Below are 18,973 nucleotides of genomic sequence, written 5' to 3' on the forward strand. Positions count from 1 at the left end.
CGAGCTTTGGTGCCCTGGCCGGTTTCCATCACGGCCGGGCGTCAAGTCGAGGAAGGTGTCAGGGCGGGGTCGCTTTTCGTTCGCTTTGTTGCGTTGGTGCAACGTCTGTGTGACCGATGTCCTGTGATGGCATGTGGTTTCTGATCGGGATCCAGACCGCGTCCACAGGTGGTTTGGGCCGACCCGATGGGGCATCAGCCTCCATCCAGTCAGAAATCGATCGGCTCTTTTTCTGTTGTTTATCAGCATGTTGCGGCGTTCCGGATCAGCGGTTTTCTGGGGACGACAGGTTGCATCGTGGAAGAGCAAGCAGGCTCATCAGCATAAACTGATAGAAATGATAAAAACACTAAAAATTACAATTTAAGCTACCATTTAAGCTTGTTTAACCAAGCTTCAAGGTGGCTTTCATGTTGCTCAACCAGACAGATATCGATTTCCTGCTTGCCCAGCTCACGCTGCCAGGCAATGACCCCCGCAATGCGCCGCTGGGCACCGTGCTGGACCCGACTGGTATCCGTGATGTGGCGGGCGTGGGCAACAACGTGCTCAGCCCGACCTGGGGTGCTGCCGACCAGTTGTTTGTGCGGGTGACCACCCCCGTCTTCGGTCAGGCAGAGGGCACGGTGGTCTTTGGACAGCAAGGGCCTGTGATCACGGCGGGCACGCCCAGCTACGGAACGCGCAACATCAACCTGGTGGACACCAGCCCTCGCGTGATCAGCAACTTGGTCGCCGACCAAAGTGATGCTGCTCTTGAGGCCCTTGGATACCTCACCGCTGAACAAAAGCGTCTGGCGGTGCTGGACGATCCGACGACCACACCGGGCGGGCGGCTCAACCCGTTCACCGGGGCCGCGAACCCGCTGCCTTACAGCTCGTTCACCACCATGTTCGGTCAGTTTTTTGACCATGGCCTCGATTTCGTGCAGAAGGGAGCCGATGGCACGATCCTGGTGCCGTTGTTGCCCGACGACCCGCTTTACAACCACCCCGACAACGAGGTTGCTCCCGGCGTCTTTAACAACTTCATCGTGGCCTCCCGCACCAACACGGTGCAGGTGAACATCGGGGCGACCAGCACGAACGACTTGGTGTCCGCCCTGGGGCTGACGGAGGCCCGCACGCCGACCGCAGTGACCGGCACGAACACCATCAACAACAACATCGGCAACAACGGTGGCGTGCTGATGCTCAACAACACCGCCATCACGATCGCGGACAACCGCAGCTTGCAGGGTGTGGTGGACGACATCAACGCGCAGACGCTGTCCACGGGCGTCACGGCATCAGTGGTGGCCAATCAGCTGGTGTTGACACCCGCGGCTGCCAATGAAAGCGTGAACGTGACGTCACCTTTCATTGACCTCAGCCAGTCATACGGTTCTGCGGCCAGTCACACCGTGTTCGTTCGTGAATACGACGTGAACGACCCAGTTCTGACCTCGGCCCGCTACATCACCACCGGCGCACTGGTCAGCGGTACGGATGGCGGCATGGCCACCTGGGCCGACATCAAGGCAAATGCCGCGAAGATTGGCATTACTCTGAACAACAAGGACGTGCTGGACATTCCGGAGGTGTTGCTCAACGCCGACGGCACGCCGTTCCTCACCGCCTCGGGTGGCTGGCTGGTGGCCCGCCATGTGGTCAGCGGCGAGGTTTACTACGTCCAAAACAGCGACATCTCGCTCAACACCGTGATCCGTGACGTGAACGGCCAGACGGTGGCCGACGGCCAGGTGGTGGGCATCCGGGGCAATCTGCAGCTGCAGACCATCGGTCACGCCTTCCTGGACGACATCGCCCATTCGGCAAACATGGTGAACTCGCAAACCGGCCAGCTGAAACAGGCCGACAGCGACGGTGTTGTCAACGGTGACCTGGATGGCAATGGCTTGATCGACAATGGCGAGACCCCGCTGGAGGCGGGGCGCTACGACAACGAGTTGCTGGACCGGCACTTCATCGCCGGTGACGGCCGTGCCAACGAAAACATCGGGCTGACCGCCATCCACGATGTGTTCCACGCGGAGCACAACCGCGTGCTGCAGGACATCCAGGCCATGGTGCTGGGCGGCACGGACAGCCATGGCGTTGTGCACGAAGCACGTGCCGACGCTGCCGACTGGACCGGAGAAATGTTCTTTCAGGCCGCCAAGCTGGTCACTGAAATGGAGTACCAGCACCTGGTGTTTGGTGAGTTTGTGCGCAAGCTCAGCCCGAACATCAACGCGTTTGCTGCTTACGACATCTTCATCGACCCGGCCATCTCGGCCGAGTTCGCGCACGCGGTGTACCGTTTCGGCCACTCCATGCTGACCGAGACGGTGGACCTCGCTGCCTTTGGCGCCGATGGGCTGGCCACCGGTACCGTGCAAGAGATGAAGCTGCTGGATGCTTTCCTGAACCCCACCGCCTACACCAGCACCACCGCAGGTGAATTCGCACTCGGGATGTCGGCCCAGGTGGGCAATGGCATCGACATGTGGGTGACCGATGCGCTGCGCAACAACCTGGTCGGTCTGCCACTTGACTTGGCCGCGCTCAACATCGTGCGCGGTCGCGACACAGGCATGGCTTCTCTCAACGGGGTCCGCGAGCAGCTGTTTGCACAAACCGGCATGTCCACGCTCAAGCCCTATGAGAACTGGGACGAATTCGGCATGGGCATCACGCACCCGGAGGCGCTGGAAAACTTCATCATGGCGTACTCACGGGACGCTGTGCTGACCGGGTTTGGGTCGTCCAAAACGCTGGATGAATGGAACGCTTTGCAGCGAAGCCTTGTCGAAGCCGACAACCTGGCCTATGCCGAAGGCTTGCGCACCGCTGCCCAAGTCGCGTTGACCGACTACGATTTCATGACCACGGACACAGGTGTGGACCGGATTGACTTCTGGATCGGTGGTCTGGCCGAAAGCAAGGTGGACGGGGGCATGCTGGGTACCACCTTCGACATGATCTTTGCTGCGCAGATGATCAAGTTGCAGAACGCCGACCGCTTCTACTACCTGAACCGCCTGGCCGGCACCAACATGCTGGCGGAAATCGAGGGGCAACTGTTCTCCGACCTGGTGATGCGCAGCACCGACACTCAGCATCTGTACTCCGACATCTTCTCGGTGCCCGATGCGTACGTGGAGATCAGCACGGTGGACCAGCCCGATACCGGGCGAACCATCAACATGCTGGCCGGCCTGAACCAGGCAGGTTGGGTGGGCTCCGATGCAACAGGATGGAAGTTCTATGGCAACCCGGGTGAGTACACCGACGCTCGGGGGGTGTTGAGCCCCAACGGCAGAGGCAATGCCAGCGAAATGATCGGCGGCACCGAGGCGGCTGACAACATCAACGCCGGTGGCGGTAACGACACGGTCTGGGCCGACGGCGGTGCTGACACGGTCGAAGGCGGCATTGGCAATGATTTCTTGCACGGTGGGGCGGGTGATGACGTCATCATTGATTCCCAGGGTGACGACCTGATCTGGGGTGATGACGGTAACGACAGCATCAATGCCGGCAATGGCCTGGACCAGGTGTTCGGTGGCGACGGCGACGACACGCTTCGCGGGGGCGCGGGTGCCGATGTGATCGACGGCGGGGTGGGTGACGATGTGATCTACGGCGACAACGGCAATGTGGTGCCAACGCCTTCCCCTGTGGGCGGTACGGTGAATGTGATGGACGCCACTGGGGATGCGGACGTGATTGCTGGCGGCGACGGCAACGACACCTTGTATGGTGGCGGCGGTGATGACGGGATCGATGGTGGCAACGGCGACGACGTGATCCACGGTGGACTCGGCAGCGACGGTATGGCCGGCTGGTTCGGCGATGACACGTTCGTCATGGACGCCTCCGACATCGGCTTTGGCAACGCGGTGGACGGCGGCATGGGCTTCGACACGGTCGACTACTCCGCCAGCGTCGGCAACGGTGTCGGCACCGGGGCCGCTCGCGAGGGCGTCAACGTCAACCTCAGCGTTCCCAATGCCGCGACTGCGGTAGCCGCAGACACTTTTGTGGACGTGGAAAGCTTGATCGGTTCCCGGTTCAACGACGTGCTCACGGGCGGGGCCGCGATCGTCAACGTGTACACCGTCGATCAGAACGGTCAGCCCACCAACGTGCTGGATCTGCTGGCCAGTACCGGCGGTAGTGTCGGTTTCCAGGTGGCCAACGAGTTTGGCGACCCTGTGGTGGCCGTGGTCAACGGCGTTGAAACGCTGGTGGCAATGGACCACACGATTGATGGTGGAGACGGCAACGACGTCATCACCGGTGGCGAGGGCAATGACACGCTGATTGGCGGAGCCGGGACCGACACCCTGACAGGTGGCTTGGGCGATGACATCTATGTGGTGGACGGCAACGCCGACGTGGTGAACGAACTGCTCAATGAGGGCACCGACGCCATCGTGGTTCAGACCGCTGGCAACACGACTTTCAGTCTGGCTCCTGCGGATCCGGTGCTCGCTGCGGGCCGTGCCAACATCGAGAACCTCTCCTACGAAGGGGCAGGCAACTTCAACGGCACCGGCAACGCGTTGGACAACGTCATCAGCGGTGCCGCGGGCAACGACACCCTGGTCGGCGGTGCTGGCAATGACACCCTGATCGGGGGCGCCGGCAACGACGCCCTCAATGGCGGCACGGGCAATGACAGCATGGTGGGTGGGGCTGGCAACGACAGCTACACCGTGGACTCGGTCACCGACGGGGTGGTCGAGGTCGCAGACGAAGGCATAGACACGGTGACATCCACCGTCAGCCTCACCCTGGGTGCCAACGTCGAAAACCTCACGCTGGGTGGCAACCAGAACATCAGTGGCACTGGCAACAACCTGGCCAACGTCATCACAGGCAATGGTGGTGCCAACGTACTGACCGGTGGCGGCGGTGCCGACACCTTGGTCGGCGGCGGCGGAAACGACACCTTCGTGCTGACCAACCTCACCGACGCGGTGGTGACGACGGAGAACGGGGGAGGAGGGACCGACACCATCCTGGTTCAGGTGGCTGGCAACGCAAGCTTCAGTCTGGATGGCAGGGTCAACATCGAAAACCTGACCTACCAGGGCGCTGGCAACTTCAATGGAACCGGCAGCGCAGGTGACAACGTGATCACCGGTGCGAATGGTGCCGACACGCTCACTGGTGCGGCCGGCAACGACAACCTGGTGGGCAATGCAGGCAACGACGTGCTGCTGGGCGGAACCGGCAACGATGCCCTCAACGGCGGTGCGGGCAATGACACCCTGACCGGGGGCACCGGCGCCGACCAGTTGACCGGGGGGGCCGGTTTGGACACCTTCGTGTTCACTGCGGTCGGTGAATCTGGAACCACCGCAGGCACCCGCGACACCATCACCGACTTCGCGGTGGGTGATTTGATCGACGTGTCGGGCATCGGTACCTTCACCTTCATTGGGACCAACGCGTTCAATGGCTTGATGCAGCTGCGTGCGACCACCACACTCGGCAACACCCTGGTCGAAGGCAACACCGTGGGCAACACGGGTGCTGACTTCAGCATCGCCCTGACGGGTACCCAGGCGCTGACGGCCAACAGCTTTGTCGGGGTGACGGCGCCCCCGCCTGCGCCACCGGTGGTGGGGCAGACGTTGAATGGAAGTGGCGGCGGCAACACGCTCAATGGTGGTGCGGGCAACGATGTGATCAATGGCAACGGCGGCAACGACGTGCTGTCTGGCGGTGCAGGCAACGATGTGATCATGGGTGGCACCGGCAACGACGTGATCAGCGGTGGTGCTGGCAATGACACTCTGGTGGGCGGTGCCGGCAACGACGCGTTTGTGTTCAACACGGCGCTGGGCGCAGGCAATGTGGATGTGATCACCGATTTCTCCAACGTCGGCAACACCAACAACGATGTCATCCGCCTGGAAAACGCGGTGTTCACGACGCTCAACCAGACGGGAACACTGGCGGCCAATGCCTTTGAGAGCAACCAGGCCGGTCTGGCCACCCAGACCACCACACGGGTCATCTACAACACATCGAATGGTGCGGTGAACTACGACGCCGACGGCTCGCTTACCGGCTCGCTGGCGGTCCAGTTTGCTGAGCTGACCGGGGCACCGGCGGGGATCACACGGACCGATTTTGTGGTGATCTGATCCCAGGTCGCGTGGCCCGCTGGATGGCGGGTCGCGCGATTCTCGGCCCCTATGACAGATGCCTGGCGCCAGCCGGGCATCTGTTTTTTTTCGCCCATGACCGTCTCCTGCCGACGCGACCAGACGAAGCGATCACAGACACCGCTCAGATCCGGTGTGTGAGTGCGTGGGACGAAAAAAAACCAGCGTCTGCTGACGCTGGTTGTTGCAAGGCAATGCGGCCGGTCAAGACCGCTGGGTGTGCCGATCAGATCACCGGTGGCGGGGGCGGAGTCACCAGGCTGTTGTTCAGGAACGAGCTGCTGGAGAAGGCGTCCACGCCGACCCCGGCAAACTGGGCCATGTGGGTGAACTCGCTGGCGCTGAGCGAACCGCTGGAGTCGCCGTCGGCCCCTTGGTAAAGGTGGGTGAAGGCGTCGGCGCCCGGCAGCGCCGATTCTTCCACCAGGAAGAACAGGCTGTAGTCCTGCCCTGCGCCATCGATGACGATCTCCTGCATCGGGCTCGACGGATCATTGAGCCAGCTGTGCAGGTTCCACGGGCTGGCCGCATCCATGGCCACCACCGCCGTGGCTGAAGCGTCTTTGTCTTCGAACACCAGATTGAACTGGGCGGGATTGTCGAGGTCCTGGTCCAGCAAGGCCCCATCGGTCAACACGTCGACATCGTCACCTTCCAGTGCAAAGCTGGTGTCTGTCGCCTGCAGTTCAAGACGGGTGCTCTCTTCGTCAAAACCGACGACCGTATCGAGTCCGTTGGTGGCAGCGGTTTCGAACCGCACCGTGGTTTGGGCTGCGTGCTTGTGATCGTCGACATCTTTGTCCAGCACGATCAGGTCATCGCCCTCGCCGCCGGACACGGTGTCGCCAGCGCCTTGCGTGAACAGCAGGTCGTTGCCAGCTCCGCCGCTGATGAGTTCCTTGAACTCGGAGGAGCCCACCACCACGTCGTTGCAAACGGTACCGTCGACGGTGTCGCCGTCGGCTGTGGCCTTGTCGGTTGACACCAGGTAGACGCCATGGTCCTGAAAGTAAGGGTATTCAGCTTCACAGGATGACGTGTCATCCTGCATTTGTGATCCACCCAGGTCGTAGCGCGCATAGGTGGTGCCTTGGGCAAAGTGCACGAATTCCACGGCGGCACTGGGCTCACCCTCGGGTGCAGGGGCGAACTGGTTGTTGACCGAAATGTGCACGTCCAGACCATCGGTGCCTTCGATGTCGATGCAGAGCTTGTCGTCGTGGCGTGACATTGCCAGGTGGTCCAGTTCAACACCGGCCTGGTCCCAGCCATCAAAATCGATCAGGTCAAGATTGCCATCGAAGTCATTGATGGCGATATGCGGCTCACCACTGTGCTCATCAAGCGTCACTTCTGCGTTTCCGGCGTAGCCGTCCGTGAGCATGGCTTGTACCGAATACCTCGCATCCACCCCTTCAGGGCTGTCACCCTCCGCCGCCAAGAACGTGGGCAACACGCGGTCGATGGTGAGGGTGGTGGGTGAGCTGTAGTTCAGGCCATCGAAGGCGACCACGGCCAGCTCGATCGACGGCGCGCAGGGCAGGGCCGGGTTGCCGGCGCCAATTTCTGCCTCGCCTTTTTCGGTCAGGCTGACACGTCCCTGTTCGTCGATGGAGAAGTAACCATCGGCCGATGTCGTGGCCGGCTGGCCGTCGTTCCAGAAATAGAAGCTCAGCTGGGTCGGTCCGTTGTCCGCATCCGTGCCTCTGACCACGGCACATTCGATTTCGCCGGTGCTGGCGTTCAGCGTCAGCTCGACCTCCTCATGCTCCAGCCAGACGGCAGGAGGCATGTTGGCCAACGGTGGGCGCTCGGGCGCCGGCGCGGGTGGACGCCGCTCAGGAAGCGGGTCCGACGCAGGGGTTGGGCCCGACACTGGGGCCGGGCCCAGCAAAATGGGCGACGCATCCACGGGTGGAGGCGCCGCTGCGGGATCGTCGTTGATGAGCAGACCCAACAGTGGTGTGAACAGCAATGGGCTGAAGTTGGTGACGGCGGTGCCCGCACCAGCCCCATTGCCGCTGCCCGCGCCCGCCCCACCAGCACCTTCTGTGCTGTTGGATGCCGCACTCTCTGCACCGGCCACCTCGGCCTGCGCAAGCTCCCATTCTTCGCTGTCGGAGATTGCAACTTCGTCGTCGACCAGTTCTTCACTCTCCCCAGTTTTTTTCTTCGCCACTCGGTTGGTCTGCGGCTTGGGTTCGGGAAGCGCTTCATTGAAGCGGCTGAGGCTCTTCAGATCGGCGCCGTTCAGGTCGGTGCTGAAAACGGGGGTGCCTTGGCGAACCGCAGTGGCTTTGGTGGCGCGGCCAGCGTCGGCGCTGGGCAACTTGAACGGCGTATCGAGCTGCGATGTGGGCTTCATGAGCTATTCCTGTTGGGGCCGAGTGACTCGGCACAGAGATGTGTTGAAAGGGATCTGCTTGGCGATAGAGGGTCAGTGTTTGGGTACGCAGTAGTACCCGCCGCCCTGGAAGGAGGTGCCATCGACGTTGCGTGCTTGGGCGTGGTAACCCCTGGGCTCGTAGGACACCTTGTCGGTGTTGAGGGAACTGCAGGTTGTCGCAGCCGTCACCTGGAGTTCCGCTGGAACCGGGCCGAACGCACGCGGGTGATCCCATGTTTTCACGTCGTCCTTGACGACGAGCTGGGGTGGCGTGTCCGCTTGCTGGTTGCCTGCCTGCGGGTACATGGCGCAGGCGGTCAATGCAGTGACGAGACATGCGGCCAGAATCAGCTTTGTTTTCATGTGGATTCCTTGGATCTTTGATAAATTGCTAAATATCATTTTAAATGATAAAAACAATAATCATCAAGATGATTTGTTGTTTTGAAGGCCCTGTGGCCGTCTGGGTGGGCCACACCTGGGCGAGGGCCTACCGCTCGCCAAGCGAATCGTTAAGGGTTTTGACGATGGGCTTCAGCAGGTACATCAGTACGGTGTTGTGGCCGGTCTTGACCTCGATGCTGGCGGTCATACCGGGCTGCAAGCTCAGGTTTTCTTCCGACTTGCGGTTGAACTTGACCGAGTCGGTCTTGACCTGGACGCGGTAATAAGCCTGTTCCCCTTGTTTGAGGTCTTCGCTCATGGTGTCCGCGCTGATGTAGGTCAGCTTGCCCGGCAGGCTGCCGTAGATGGTGTAGTCGTAAGCGTCAATCTTGACCGACACGTCCAGCCCGGGCTTGAGGAACGCCACGTCCGAGGGTTTGACTTTGGCTTCCACGATCAGGTTGTCTTCAACCGGCACGATCTGCATCAATTCGTCGCCGGCCCGGAGCACACCGCCGCGCGTGGTCACGCGAACGTTTTTCACGGTGCCGTTGACGGGCGCTCTCAGCTCGGTGTTGGTCAGCTGGTCCTGTCGCTGGACCAGAAGTTCGCGAGCGCTGCTCAGCTCCTCCTCCGCTTTGTTCAGTTCGGCTTGAACGTCCTGAAGGTATTTGTTTTCTCGGTTGCTGATTTGCCCTTCGAGGTCTGCGACCTGGCGCTGCAGGCGCAAGACCTCACCCATGCTCACGTCGCCCGCCGCAAGCAGTGGTTCGGTCATGGCCAGCTCTCGCATGGCCAAGCCCTTCATGCGCTCGATGGCTGCGATCTCCTGGCTGAGCGATGCACGCCTCTTCTCGAGGAGGTTGACCTGGTTCTGGCGAAACGCAGGGAAGCTGTCGGATTTGCCATCGAACCGTGGCGAGCCGCCAAACACCTCGGCCCGCAGCCGGCTGACCGTGGCGCTCAGAGCCCCCAGTTTGGATTCGGCCTCACGGTAGCCGGCCTCCACCTTCGTCCGGTCCAGGCGGGCGAGCAGTTCACCGCGCTGTACCTCTGTGCCTTCGCGCACCAGCAATTCTTCGAGCACGCCCCCGTCTGGCGCCTGAATGATCTGTGTGCGAGAGCTGGCGATGATCTGACCCTGGCCGCGGGTGATTTGATCGATCTCGGCGTGGTAGGCCCAGCCAACGAAGAGGCCCAACGCGATGAGGCTGCCCCAAACCGCCATCCTGAGACCGGCTCCGACTTCTGGGTGCGCGCGGGATGTGTCCCGAGGGACCCTGTTTTTTGAACTCATACGCTGGCGATGGCTGATGTGGCCGCTGGCGCGATGTCAGGCCGCGGCGGAACGGTGGGAGAGATCGTGGTCGCCGTGGGGACGGCTGTCTGGACGCTGCCACGCATGCGGCGCAGGATGTCGTCCCGTGGTCCATCGGCCACGATGCGTCCGCGATCCAATACCACGATGCGAGTGAAGTGGCTCAACATCCCGAGCTTGTGGGTGACCACGACCAGCGTGGTGTCTTTGGGGCGCATGCCGAACACACGCTCCGCGATCTGCTCTTCAAGCTTGGGATCCATCGATGCGGTGGGCTCGTCGAGTAGCATGATCCGGGGACGGGCCAGAATGAGTCGAGTCAGGCCAACCAGCTGTCTTTGGCCGCCCGACAGGCCCCGTCCACCCTCGCTGATTTCGATGCCCAGGCCACGGGGGTGTGCCGAGATCATTTTGTCCAGGCCCGTGATCTTGGCGGCATGGAGGATCTGCTCATCGGTGGGCGATGGCAGGCCCAATGCGAGGTTGTCGCGCAGCGAACCATGAAACAGTCGTACGTCTTGGGACAGGTAGCCGATGTGCTCGCGAACAAAGTCGGGTGACAGGTGTGTCATGTCCACGTCATCGAGATGGACACGCCCGGTTTTCGGTCTGTACAGACCGGAGAGAAGCTTGATGAGCGTGCTTTTGCCCGACCCGATGGAGCCCAGCACAGCGACCCGTTCTCCAGGACTCACCTGAAAGGCATCAATCGACAAGACTGTTTGGTCGGGTCCGTAGGCGAAGTGGGCTGCTTCCAGTCGGAGCCTGCCTTGGCAATGGTCTGGAACCACTCGCCGTTCTCCTGGCAACACGTCGGGTGGCATGGCCATGATGGCGTCCAGGCCCTTGAGGGCAGTTTTGGCCTGTTGCCATTGCACGATCAGGCCAGACAGCTGTGCGATGGGACTCAATGCCCGGCCACTGATGATCGTGCAGGCAATCAGCCCGCCGACGGTCAACTCACCCGCCCCGATGGCAAAGGCGCCTGCTGCAACCAGGCCCACGTAGCTCAGCTGCTGCAGGGTCTGGGTCAGGTTGGACGAAAGGCTGGTGAGATCTTTCATGGCAATCTCGTCTCGCGCCAGGGTGCGTGTGAGCTCCTGCCAGCGATTGAGCATCTTCCACTCTGCAGAGCAGGCCTTGACCGATTCGATGCCGTCGATGGCCTCTATGAGCAGCCCATTTTTGCGGTTGGACTCTTCCATGTGGGCCTCGGTCAAACGCGCAAGTGATCTGCGAAACGCGAACCCCGCGAGAATGGAAATGGGAACGAACGCGAGAGGCACCACCGCCACCGGGCCAGCCAGGAACCAGATGACCGCAATGAACAGGACAGCGAAGGGCGCGTCCGCGAACACGAACAGCGTTGTGGATGTCATGAAGTTCCGCACCATTTCAAAGTGCCGGATCTGCGCAGCGAAGGTTCCAACGGTGCGTGGGCGTTGATCCATCCGGATGGACAGGGCTTGGCTGAAAAAGACGGAGGAGAGCTCTTCGTCGATCGCTTTGCAGCCCCTCTCCACCAATCGGTTCCTGACCTGCCGCATCACCAGTTCCAGCACGATCGCCATAACAACGCCGATGGTCAGGACCCACAAGGTGGAGAAACCTTGCGTGGGGACCACACGGTCGTAGACCTGCATCGTGTAGAACGAAGAGGTCAGGGCAATCACGTTGACCGTGAGCGTGGCCAGTGCGCCTTCAGAGAAGATCCGCCACCGCTTGCGAATGGCATAGTGAAACCATTGCCTGGCCGTGCGGCGTTTGCTGGCGGACTTGCCGTCTGAGGCCAGCCGTGTGTCGTCGCGGTCGGCGAACTCGGGTTCGTCGGTTCTGAGCAACAGCACCTGGCCTTGGCGGGCGAGCCCGGCAGGGATTTCGTGCGGCAGTCCGTTGGCGTCCACGCAACTCAGTGCACCAGTCGACAGGGCTCCGCGGATCACGAGCAAGCCAGGAACCGGCTTCTTGGCCAAGGGTTCGGGACCGATCCACAGGGCCGGAGTCAGGCCGTTGACCAGTGGCCCCGTGACCCGCTGAATTTCTCCGGTGGGGAACCTTGCCCTCCACAGCTCGATGGCTTGGGACTCCAGGGTCAGAGACGCCAGAGGCGCACCATCGGTGCTCTCAGACATCATCGAGAAACGGTGCCATGGCACCGCTTTGCCCTGCAACGATGCCATTCTTGCCAGCAGCAGCGGCAAAAACTGGGCCGGGCTGTCGTCTGTCCCTGATGTTTCGTTTCGATGTTCCATGGACCGCTTAGCGAGTGCTCTCCACGGATCCCGCAGCAACGTGAGCTGGGGTCTGCTGTGCTGAGGGCTCGGTCCCGCCTGAGTTCGTCGCGGCCGGCGTGACATCCACTGTGGCAGCGGGCGCAGTATCCGCTGCGCCAGCGGCCGGCGTGACATCCACTGTGGTGGCGGGCGCAGTATTCGCTGCGGCAGCGGCTGGCATGACATCCGCTGTGGCAGCGGGCTTCACATCGGCAGCAACTGGAGTGTTGGGATCTACCAGGATCAGGCTGATGTTTTCAGCCGTCAGTAACCCTGTCAGCAGTTGAAGGCGCAGCGCCGATCTGAGTGTGCCCCAATCGGCATCTGCCAGTTGGTAGCGGGCCTGGGTCACTTCGCGCTGTGCGTTGAGCACATCGTTCCAGCCTTTTCGACCCACGGCATATTGACGGACGAATGAGTCAAAAACAGCTGTCGTGCTGTCCACTTGTGACTTGAGGTCACGAGCTTGCATGCGGTACGACTTCAGGTCGGCCCAGTCGGCGCTGACGGCGTCAATGGTCTCCCGTCGAGCCACTTCCATCTGAGATTGAATGGCGTCGCGTCGCGCCTCTGCTTCCTTGACAGATGCGATGGTGGCAAAGCCCGCACCCGTTTGTACGTCGAGTGCGAGGTATGCATTGGTGCCAGCACCTGCACCACCAAATGTGCGGTCGAGGCGCATTTTGAATTGCGGATAGGCCCCGCTTCGGCGCACGGCCATTTCCGCCGTGGTGGCTGCATGTTCGCCGTCCAGCTTGCGCAAAGCCGGCGAAAAATCCTGGGCCGTCGAGACCAAAGTTTCCAGCGGGTACTCGTCCATGTCGCGCTGTTTGGGCACCACGATGTCGGTCACTGGGTTGCCAGTGGCTTGTGAAAGCGTCGATCGGGCACGAATGGCCAATGCCTCCAGCTGATTGAGTTCGGCACGGGCTTGAGCCAGGCGTGAATTGGCTTGGATGCTGTCGCTGGTTGGGCTGACTTTGCTCTCAACGCGACGTTGGATCATGTTGTCCAGCCGAGCATGCTCCTCGACGTTGGACCTTGCAGCCAGCTGCCGGGATTGAATGCGCCCGAGCTCGGTAAAACCAGCGACAACCTTCAACATGATGTCCAGCTGAGACTGGAGAACACCGGCTTCGGCTTGCTGGATGCCGGCCTGGGCTGCATCGATTTCTCCTGTGATGCGCCCCCCCGTCCACAACGGTTGCTCAATGCGAAGGGTCGTGACTTGCTTTCCCGCGCCGTCTTTCGCTGATTGAGCCACCAAACCCGGGTATTTCTGTCGCTCAGCGAGGTCGAGCTTCATGAGCGCGGCTCTCAGTTCGCTTTGTCGCGCGGCAACGCTGGGGTGCTCGCTCACTGCCACGCGCAGGGCATCTTCGAGTCCGAGACTGGAAGCGTGGGTCAAGCCACCTGTGAAAACCAGCGCGGCATACAGCGCAATGGCTCGGAGCCGCACAGGCCTACCCTTGGCGTTTCTCGATGTGACGGGGGGGAGGGATGCAAAGGTGGAAAGAGTTGCTGGGTGAAGGTTCATGTGCTTTGGCCTGAGGTGAGCTTGTGAGCTGCGCCCTGAATGTGGCCGCAGCAACAGTGCAGGGCCGCTTGAGCTTTCGCCGACCCAGAAAATTCACTATAAATGTATCATTTTATTTCAAAAATGATAAAAACAATAAATATATCAAGAAAAACAGATGGACTCACGTGCTTGAAGAGACGAACGCCGTGGCCGGAGTGTCCGGAGACCGGGTCGCCTTGCTGGCGCCGCCGGTGCAGCGCTGCTTACATCGATCAGGCCTGATCAAGTGATCGAGGCTGGTTCGGTTGGGTGGCGCTTTCAGCCTCAGCTTCTGCTGCTGTGCAACGCCTTTGTCGAGCCGACGCACAGCGATTTCATCGGTGGAAGGCCCATGCGCGCCCATCGTCCGTGATCTGCGGCCAAGAAAGTGGTCTGTTACCACCCACGCACAGCTGTTGTCCTTGGAAGATGCCATTGCAGGTCCCTCCGTTCCTTGCCCAGCAGTGGGTCTGATCGACCGACAGATCGTCTCACCAGGACTCAGTGCACAAGAGGGTGCTTGTTGTAAAAGTGTCAAAAACACATAAAACATCGTTGACTATTAATTTTACAAAAATAGATAATTAACTTGTCACAACTTTCACCTGTGACAAACCCCCTGACAATGCCGTGTATCGCCACGGTTTGAAGCCCGCAGTAATGCGGGCTTTTTTTTGGATCCGGTGAACCTATGAATCGCCCAGTGCGGGCAACATCCTGCTCGATCGTCGCCTGTGGGCGAGCCTGAAGCACCACGCGGCGACGAGCTGGGGACTGTGTCCTGAGCACCAGAAGATGTTCTCGGAGGGTTTCGTGGCCTTGGTCGAATGTGATCCACAGCGCAGCGGCTCGCCGTCGGGTTCAGGCCTGATGAAGCCTGATCAGGCGTACCGCACCGGGCGGCTGGCGCATCTGAAGCGGGACGCGTTCGCCCGGGTGTTCAACGTCCCGGTCGCTCTGGAGCAGCCGTCTGTCTTTGTCGAGCCCGGCGTGATCGAACAACTGCAGGCGATGGTGCCGGCGACGGATTGACGCCGCGCTGAGGCCTCGATGCGTCGCCCCGTGGATTCCGGGAGCGGCGCTTTTCTGTTGCTGCGGCGTGTTGTCGGGGTTGGCCCTCGACAGAACGGGCTGACCTGGTTCTTTCCGGAGGTGCTGCGCAATTCGCACCCCCTGCGCGCCGGTTTCACCGGCTTGCCTGGCCTTTGCGGGCGGCTCCCTCCGTGAAGGGGCGCTGCGGCGCCCGTGTCCTCGGCTGCGCCTGCGGGCTGCGCCAGCGCCTTCGCTTCCTCCCTTGACGGCGCACCCGCGCCGGCCCCAGCTGCGGCCATGGCCGCGAAGGGCTTCTCGGCCCCTGCGGAGCCTAAGGCTACGCTGAACAAGTCCATGGGTGGCGCGAGGTTTGCATGTATCGAGGTCCCTGATACACGGAGGTGAAGATGAAGCAACAGACCCTGGCGATGGCAGCCGATCAAGGCGACGGATTCGAGCAGTACCGCAAGCCGACCAAGCGCGATGCGTTCCTGGCGACGATGGAACAGATCGTGCCCTGGCAGGCGCTGTGCTCGGTCATCGAACCTCACTACCCCAAAGCCGGCAACGGGCGCCCACCGATCGGGCTCGAACGCATGCTGCGGATGTACTTCGTGCAGCACTGGTTCAACCTGGCCGATGAGGCCTGCGAAGAGGCCCTGCTCGACAGCACGGCGCTGCGCCGCTTTGTGGGCATCGATCTGGGGCGGGAGTGTGTGCCCGACGGGACCACGCTGCTGAAGTTTCGCCGCCTGCTGGAGACGCACAAACCGGGCGAGGCCTTGTTTGCCAAAGTGGGGAAGGTGCTGCAGGCGCGGGGCTTGAAGGTGGGCGCCGGGGCCATCGTGGACGCCACCATCATCGGCGCGCCCAGCTCGACCAAGAACGTCGACAGACAACGCGACCCCGAGATGCACCAAACCCGCAAAGGCCAGCAGCGGTATTTCGGGATGAAGATGCATATCGGCGTGGACAGCCGCACCGGACTGGCTCACAGCGCGGTGGTGACGGCGGCCAACATGCACGACAACACCCGCTGCCCGATCTGCTGCACGGCAACGAACAGCGTGTGTACGGCGACAGCGCCCACGGCAGCCAGAAGACGTTGATCGGATCGAAGGCCCCCAAGGCCAAGGACTTCACCAACCAGCGCGTGCGCAGGGGTGGCGATATCGACGAGGCCGAGCGCTCCAGGAACCACAACAAGTCCAAGGTCCGCGCCCGGGTCGAACACGTCTTCGCTGTGGTCAAACGGCTCTGGGGCTTTGCCAAGGTGCGCTACCGGGGCCTGGCCAAGAACGCCACGCGCTCGTTCGTGGTGCTGGGTTTGGCCAACATCTACCTGGCGCGTCAGCGCCTCATGGCATGAGTGCGTCCGTTGCGCACGACGGGTGCGCGAGCACGGCTGGTATGTCCAGGGAACGCGGTCGAATCGCGCCGCTTGCCCGCGTCGGCAATCCTTTGCGTAGCGGGCCACTCAATTCGGCTACTTGTTCAGCGCTGCCCTAACACCCAAGGAGAGCGCCCATGCACAGCAACAACTGATTTCCCAACCTTTTCTCGATGTCTTCCATTGTTTGAACAAGGTCCCCGCTCTCGCCCAGTCCGAGCGCCGCAAAGCAGGCATCCAGCTGCGGCAACACACCAACCGCCAGCCGCCGTGTGGCCAGCTTCTGGGCCAGCGCGAGCTTTTCTGCGGTGCTGCTGGCCTGGACGATCAAGGCCTTGTAGTCGGTGTCGTCACGGGCCAGGGTGGCGAGGTCGGCGTTGCTGCCCCGGATGCGCCCGTACACCTCGTTGGGGCCGAGATGGCAGTCCACGTTCTCTGTGGCGATGGGTTGCGCTTTGAGGAAAGCCCGCAGCAGATCGAAGTGCGCCGGGACATCTGCGGCGCTGCTCACCATGTTGAACACCAGCCGAACCCTTGAACGGGACACGCCCAGTTGCGCCAACTCGACCAGGGTGGCGATGGTGTCCTGCTGCTGTTTGAGGGCTGGCACCGTGGGAACCATGAACGCATCGAAGTCCTCATGACTGCCTTGGTACTTCTGCATCAGGTCGAGCAACTCCTCCACGTTGCTGGCCCCGATGTCCACCACCGCGTTGTCCATGGTCTGCAGGAGTTCCTGCAGCTCACCGAACTGCCGGCCACGCATCGCATGGCCTTCGCCGTCGGCCGCGTTCAGACTCTCCACAGAAAACAGCTCCGCGCCGTCTATTCGGGGCAGTAACAGGTGCCTGGCGATGGTGGTTTTGCCCACGTTCCCCGAAAAGTTGATGACAGCGATTTTCATGACGGGTCCTTTGCGTTGAGCCTGGCGAGCGCCAGGGGGTTGGTGATTCGGCTGCTGGCGAACGTTTCGGCGATCTCTTTGCCGCTGCGCATATCCGTTTGCACGGAAACGACCTGAGGTGACTGGGGCGCGTGGGTTGGTGAAGTTGGCGCGGATCCCAGCAGGTGGGTCAGAGCGGGCGGCAATTCATCGGGCCGCGCACCGGAGCCCAGGCCCTGGCCGACGGAAGATGCTTTGGATGCCCTGGCCACTTCGCGCTGCACGGTCGCATTGCTCACGTGCACGCCGACCGCAGCCAAGGCCATGCGGATCGCCTCGAAGGTGTAGCCCTGGGCGCGCAGCTCCCGCATGTCTTGCGCAAAGCGCTTGGCCTTGCGAGAGCTTCTGCCCGGTGGATCGGCTGGAACCAGTTTCATCGTCCGGTTTCTGGTCAGGCGTTGATCGGCTGTTCTTCAATTGCTGATCAGTTCGTGCAGTGGCTGTTTGCGTGCTGATCACTGCTCGTGCTGTCTGATCACTTTCTGAGCGGTGCTGCTCGGTACGTGCTCATCTTCAACCCGCCTGGTGCCTGTTCGCCTGCTGGATTCGGACCCAAATCCAGCGGCTACAGAGCCTCGATCCAGGCCAATACTGGGTTCATGGGTGAGTGCAGAGATAGGCGGCCCGCCGCCGATTTCACAAACGACTCGCTTCGCTCACGTTTGACTTTTGGGGGACCCATGAACACCCGCCACCCTGACTTCATCACGGTCGACATGCGCGGCCTCAAGGCTGCGCTGGTGAGCGGCGCTCAGGCCCGCCGGGAGAGCGTGTCGGTGCTGGTTCGTCGGGCTGTGGCCCGTGAACTCGGACTGTCCGAGTCCGTCCCTCAGTGGGTCGTCGATACCGGGTGCCTTGGCGCGTCGCAGGTGCCCCGGGTCAAGTTGTCAATCAGATTGACAACCCCCGAGGCAAAGCGACTGGCTGTCGGTGCGCACACCGCGCAGATGTCGCGTGATGCCTACCTGGCGGGTTTGATCACGGGTGTTCCAGCCTTGACCACAGGCGCAAGCCGCACCGCGGAAATCGTTGAACTCATCAAGTCCAACGCGAAGCTCTCCAGCCTCAGCCGGAACATCCACACCCTCTCGCGCCTGCTGGCCCAGAGCAACGTGAAAAAAGCAGTGGCCTACCGCGACATGCTCGACACGCTGGACGGAGACGTCCGGCGTCACCTCGCCCAGGCGGCGGCCCTGTTGGCCGATCTGCGCCCGCGTGGGTCATCCACAGAGACCACCCACCGGTCCAGCCGGTGACTTCAAGGAGAACGCCATGAGCCAAGCGCCGGACATTGATGGGGTACTCGTCCAGTGGGGCGATCGCCTGTTCTACCCGGGCAACCGGGTGGTCAAGGTCAGGCCGCAACCCAGGCTGGGTGATGGGGGCATGCATCAGCGCGCGGACGCCATCCGCAAGCGCATCGAATCCACCGTGGTGAAGAGAGCACCCCAGGTCATGGTCAAGGTCACAGGGGGAGGGCGGGGCATGCTGGCCATTGCGGCCCACTTCCGGTACATCAGCAAGA

11 protein-coding genes and 2 pseudogenes are annotated in these 18,973 nt (G+C 61.7%); 6 read left to right on the forward strand and 7 right to left on the reverse strand.

All coding sequences use genetic code 11. The features are described 5' to 3' along the window. Positions 1-410: 410 nt before the first annotated feature. The gene (locus tag IV088_RS07510) at positions 411-6,143 is read left to right on the forward strand and encodes a peroxidase family protein (RefSeq protein WP_291099921.1); all 5,733 of its coding nucleotides are present in this window, start codon (positions 411-413) and stop codon (positions 6,141-6,143) included. Between the two features lie 247 nt (positions 6,144-6,390). On the opposite strand, the gene IV088_RS07515 is transcribed toward IV088_RS07510, so the two are convergent. The 5 genes from IV088_RS07515 to IV088_RS07535 all read right to left on the reverse strand — a co-directional run bounded on the left by IV088_RS07515 (position 6,391) and on the right by IV088_RS07535 (position 13,933). Beyond that, positions 6,391-8,529 (reverse strand): hypothetical protein, encoded by a 2,139-nt coding sequence (locus IV088_RS07515; protein WP_291099923.1) that lies wholly within the window; start codon positions 8,527-8,529, stop codon positions 6,391-6,393. A gap of 72 nt (positions 8,530-8,601) precedes the next feature. After that, positions 8,602-8,913 carry a hypothetical protein gene (locus IV088_RS07520; protein ID WP_291099926.1) on the reverse strand — a complete coding sequence of 104 codons (312 nt, stop codon included), beginning with the start codon at positions 8,911-8,913 and terminating at the stop codon, positions 8,602-8,604. Positions 8,914-9,040: 127 nt separating this feature from the next. After that, a complete protein-coding gene (locus tag IV088_RS07525) occupies positions 9,041-10,162 on the reverse strand; it encodes an HlyD family type I secretion periplasmic adaptor subunit (protein WP_291099929.1) in 1,122 nt (373 codons plus the stop codon). 65 nt (positions 10,163-10,227) lie between these two features. After that, positions 10,228-12,504: a type I secretion system permease/ATPase gene (locus IV088_RS07530; RefSeq protein ID WP_291099932.1), complete on the reverse strand. Its 2,277-nt coding sequence runs from the start codon at positions 12,502-12,504 to the stop codon at positions 10,228-10,230. 7 nt (positions 12,505-12,511) lie between these two features. Beyond that, a complete protein-coding gene (locus IV088_RS07535; RefSeq protein ID WP_291099935.1) occupies positions 12,512-13,933 on the reverse strand; it encodes a TolC family protein in 1,422 nt (473 codons plus the stop codon). A gap of 152 nt (positions 13,934-14,085) precedes the next feature. Between IV088_RS07535 and IV088_RS07540 the strand changes: the two genes are divergently transcribed. The 3 genes and pseudogenes from IV088_RS07540 to IV088_RS07550 all read left to right on the forward strand — a co-directional run bounded on the left by IV088_RS07540 (position 14,086) and on the right by IV088_RS07550 (position 16,484). Continuing rightward, entirely contained in the window at positions 14,086-14,334 is a 249-nt protein-coding gene (locus tag IV088_RS07540) for a hypothetical protein (protein WP_291099938.1), read from the forward strand. Between the two features lie 457 nt (positions 14,335-14,791). Further along, positions 14,792-15,115 (forward strand): annotated as a pseudogene (locus tag IV088_RS07545) (ATPase); the annotation flags it as partial. Positions 15,116-15,522: 407 nt separating this feature from the next. Further along, positions 15,523-16,484 (forward strand): IS5 family transposase gene (locus tag IV088_RS07550; RefSeq protein WP_291099941.1). Its coding sequence is split into 2 segments (ribosomal slippage): positions 15,523-16,156 and positions 16,156-16,484, totalling 963 coding nucleotides; the frame shifts between segments, so codons are not numbered across the junction. Between the two features lie 136 nt (positions 16,485-16,620). Here the strand turns inward: IV088_RS07550 and stbB are convergent. Next, the gene (gene stbB / locus IV088_RS07555; RefSeq protein ID WP_291099944.1) at positions 16,621-17,409 is read right to left on the reverse strand and encodes a StbB family protein; all 789 of its coding nucleotides are present in this window, start codon (positions 17,407-17,409) and stop codon (positions 16,621-16,623) included. Further along, positions 17,406-17,825, reverse strand: a complete 420-nt coding sequence (locus IV088_RS07560) for a hypothetical protein (protein WP_291099947.1) — start codon at positions 17,823-17,825, stop codon at positions 17,406-17,408. Before IV088_RS07560 ends, stbB begins: the two co-directional genes overlap by 4 nt. Before the next feature lie 303 nt (positions 17,826-18,128). Between IV088_RS07560 and IV088_RS07565 the strand changes: the two genes are divergently transcribed. Together IV088_RS07565 and IV088_RS07570 are read left to right on the forward strand one after the other, a co-directional pair. After that, positions 18,129-18,704 (forward strand): hypothetical protein, encoded by a 576-nt coding sequence (locus tag IV088_RS07565; RefSeq protein WP_291099950.1) that lies wholly within the window; start codon positions 18,129-18,131, stop codon positions 18,702-18,704. Between the two features lie 16 nt (positions 18,705-18,720). Beyond that, a pseudogene (locus tag IV088_RS07570) lies at positions 18,721-18,973 on the forward strand (conjugal transfer protein TraS); the annotation flags it as partial.

Origin of the sequence: Hydrogenophaga sp., assembly GCF_018780075.1 — a bacterium.
Lineage (GTDB): Bacteria > Pseudomonadota > Gammaproteobacteria > Burkholderiales > Burkholderiaceae_C > Hydrogenophaga.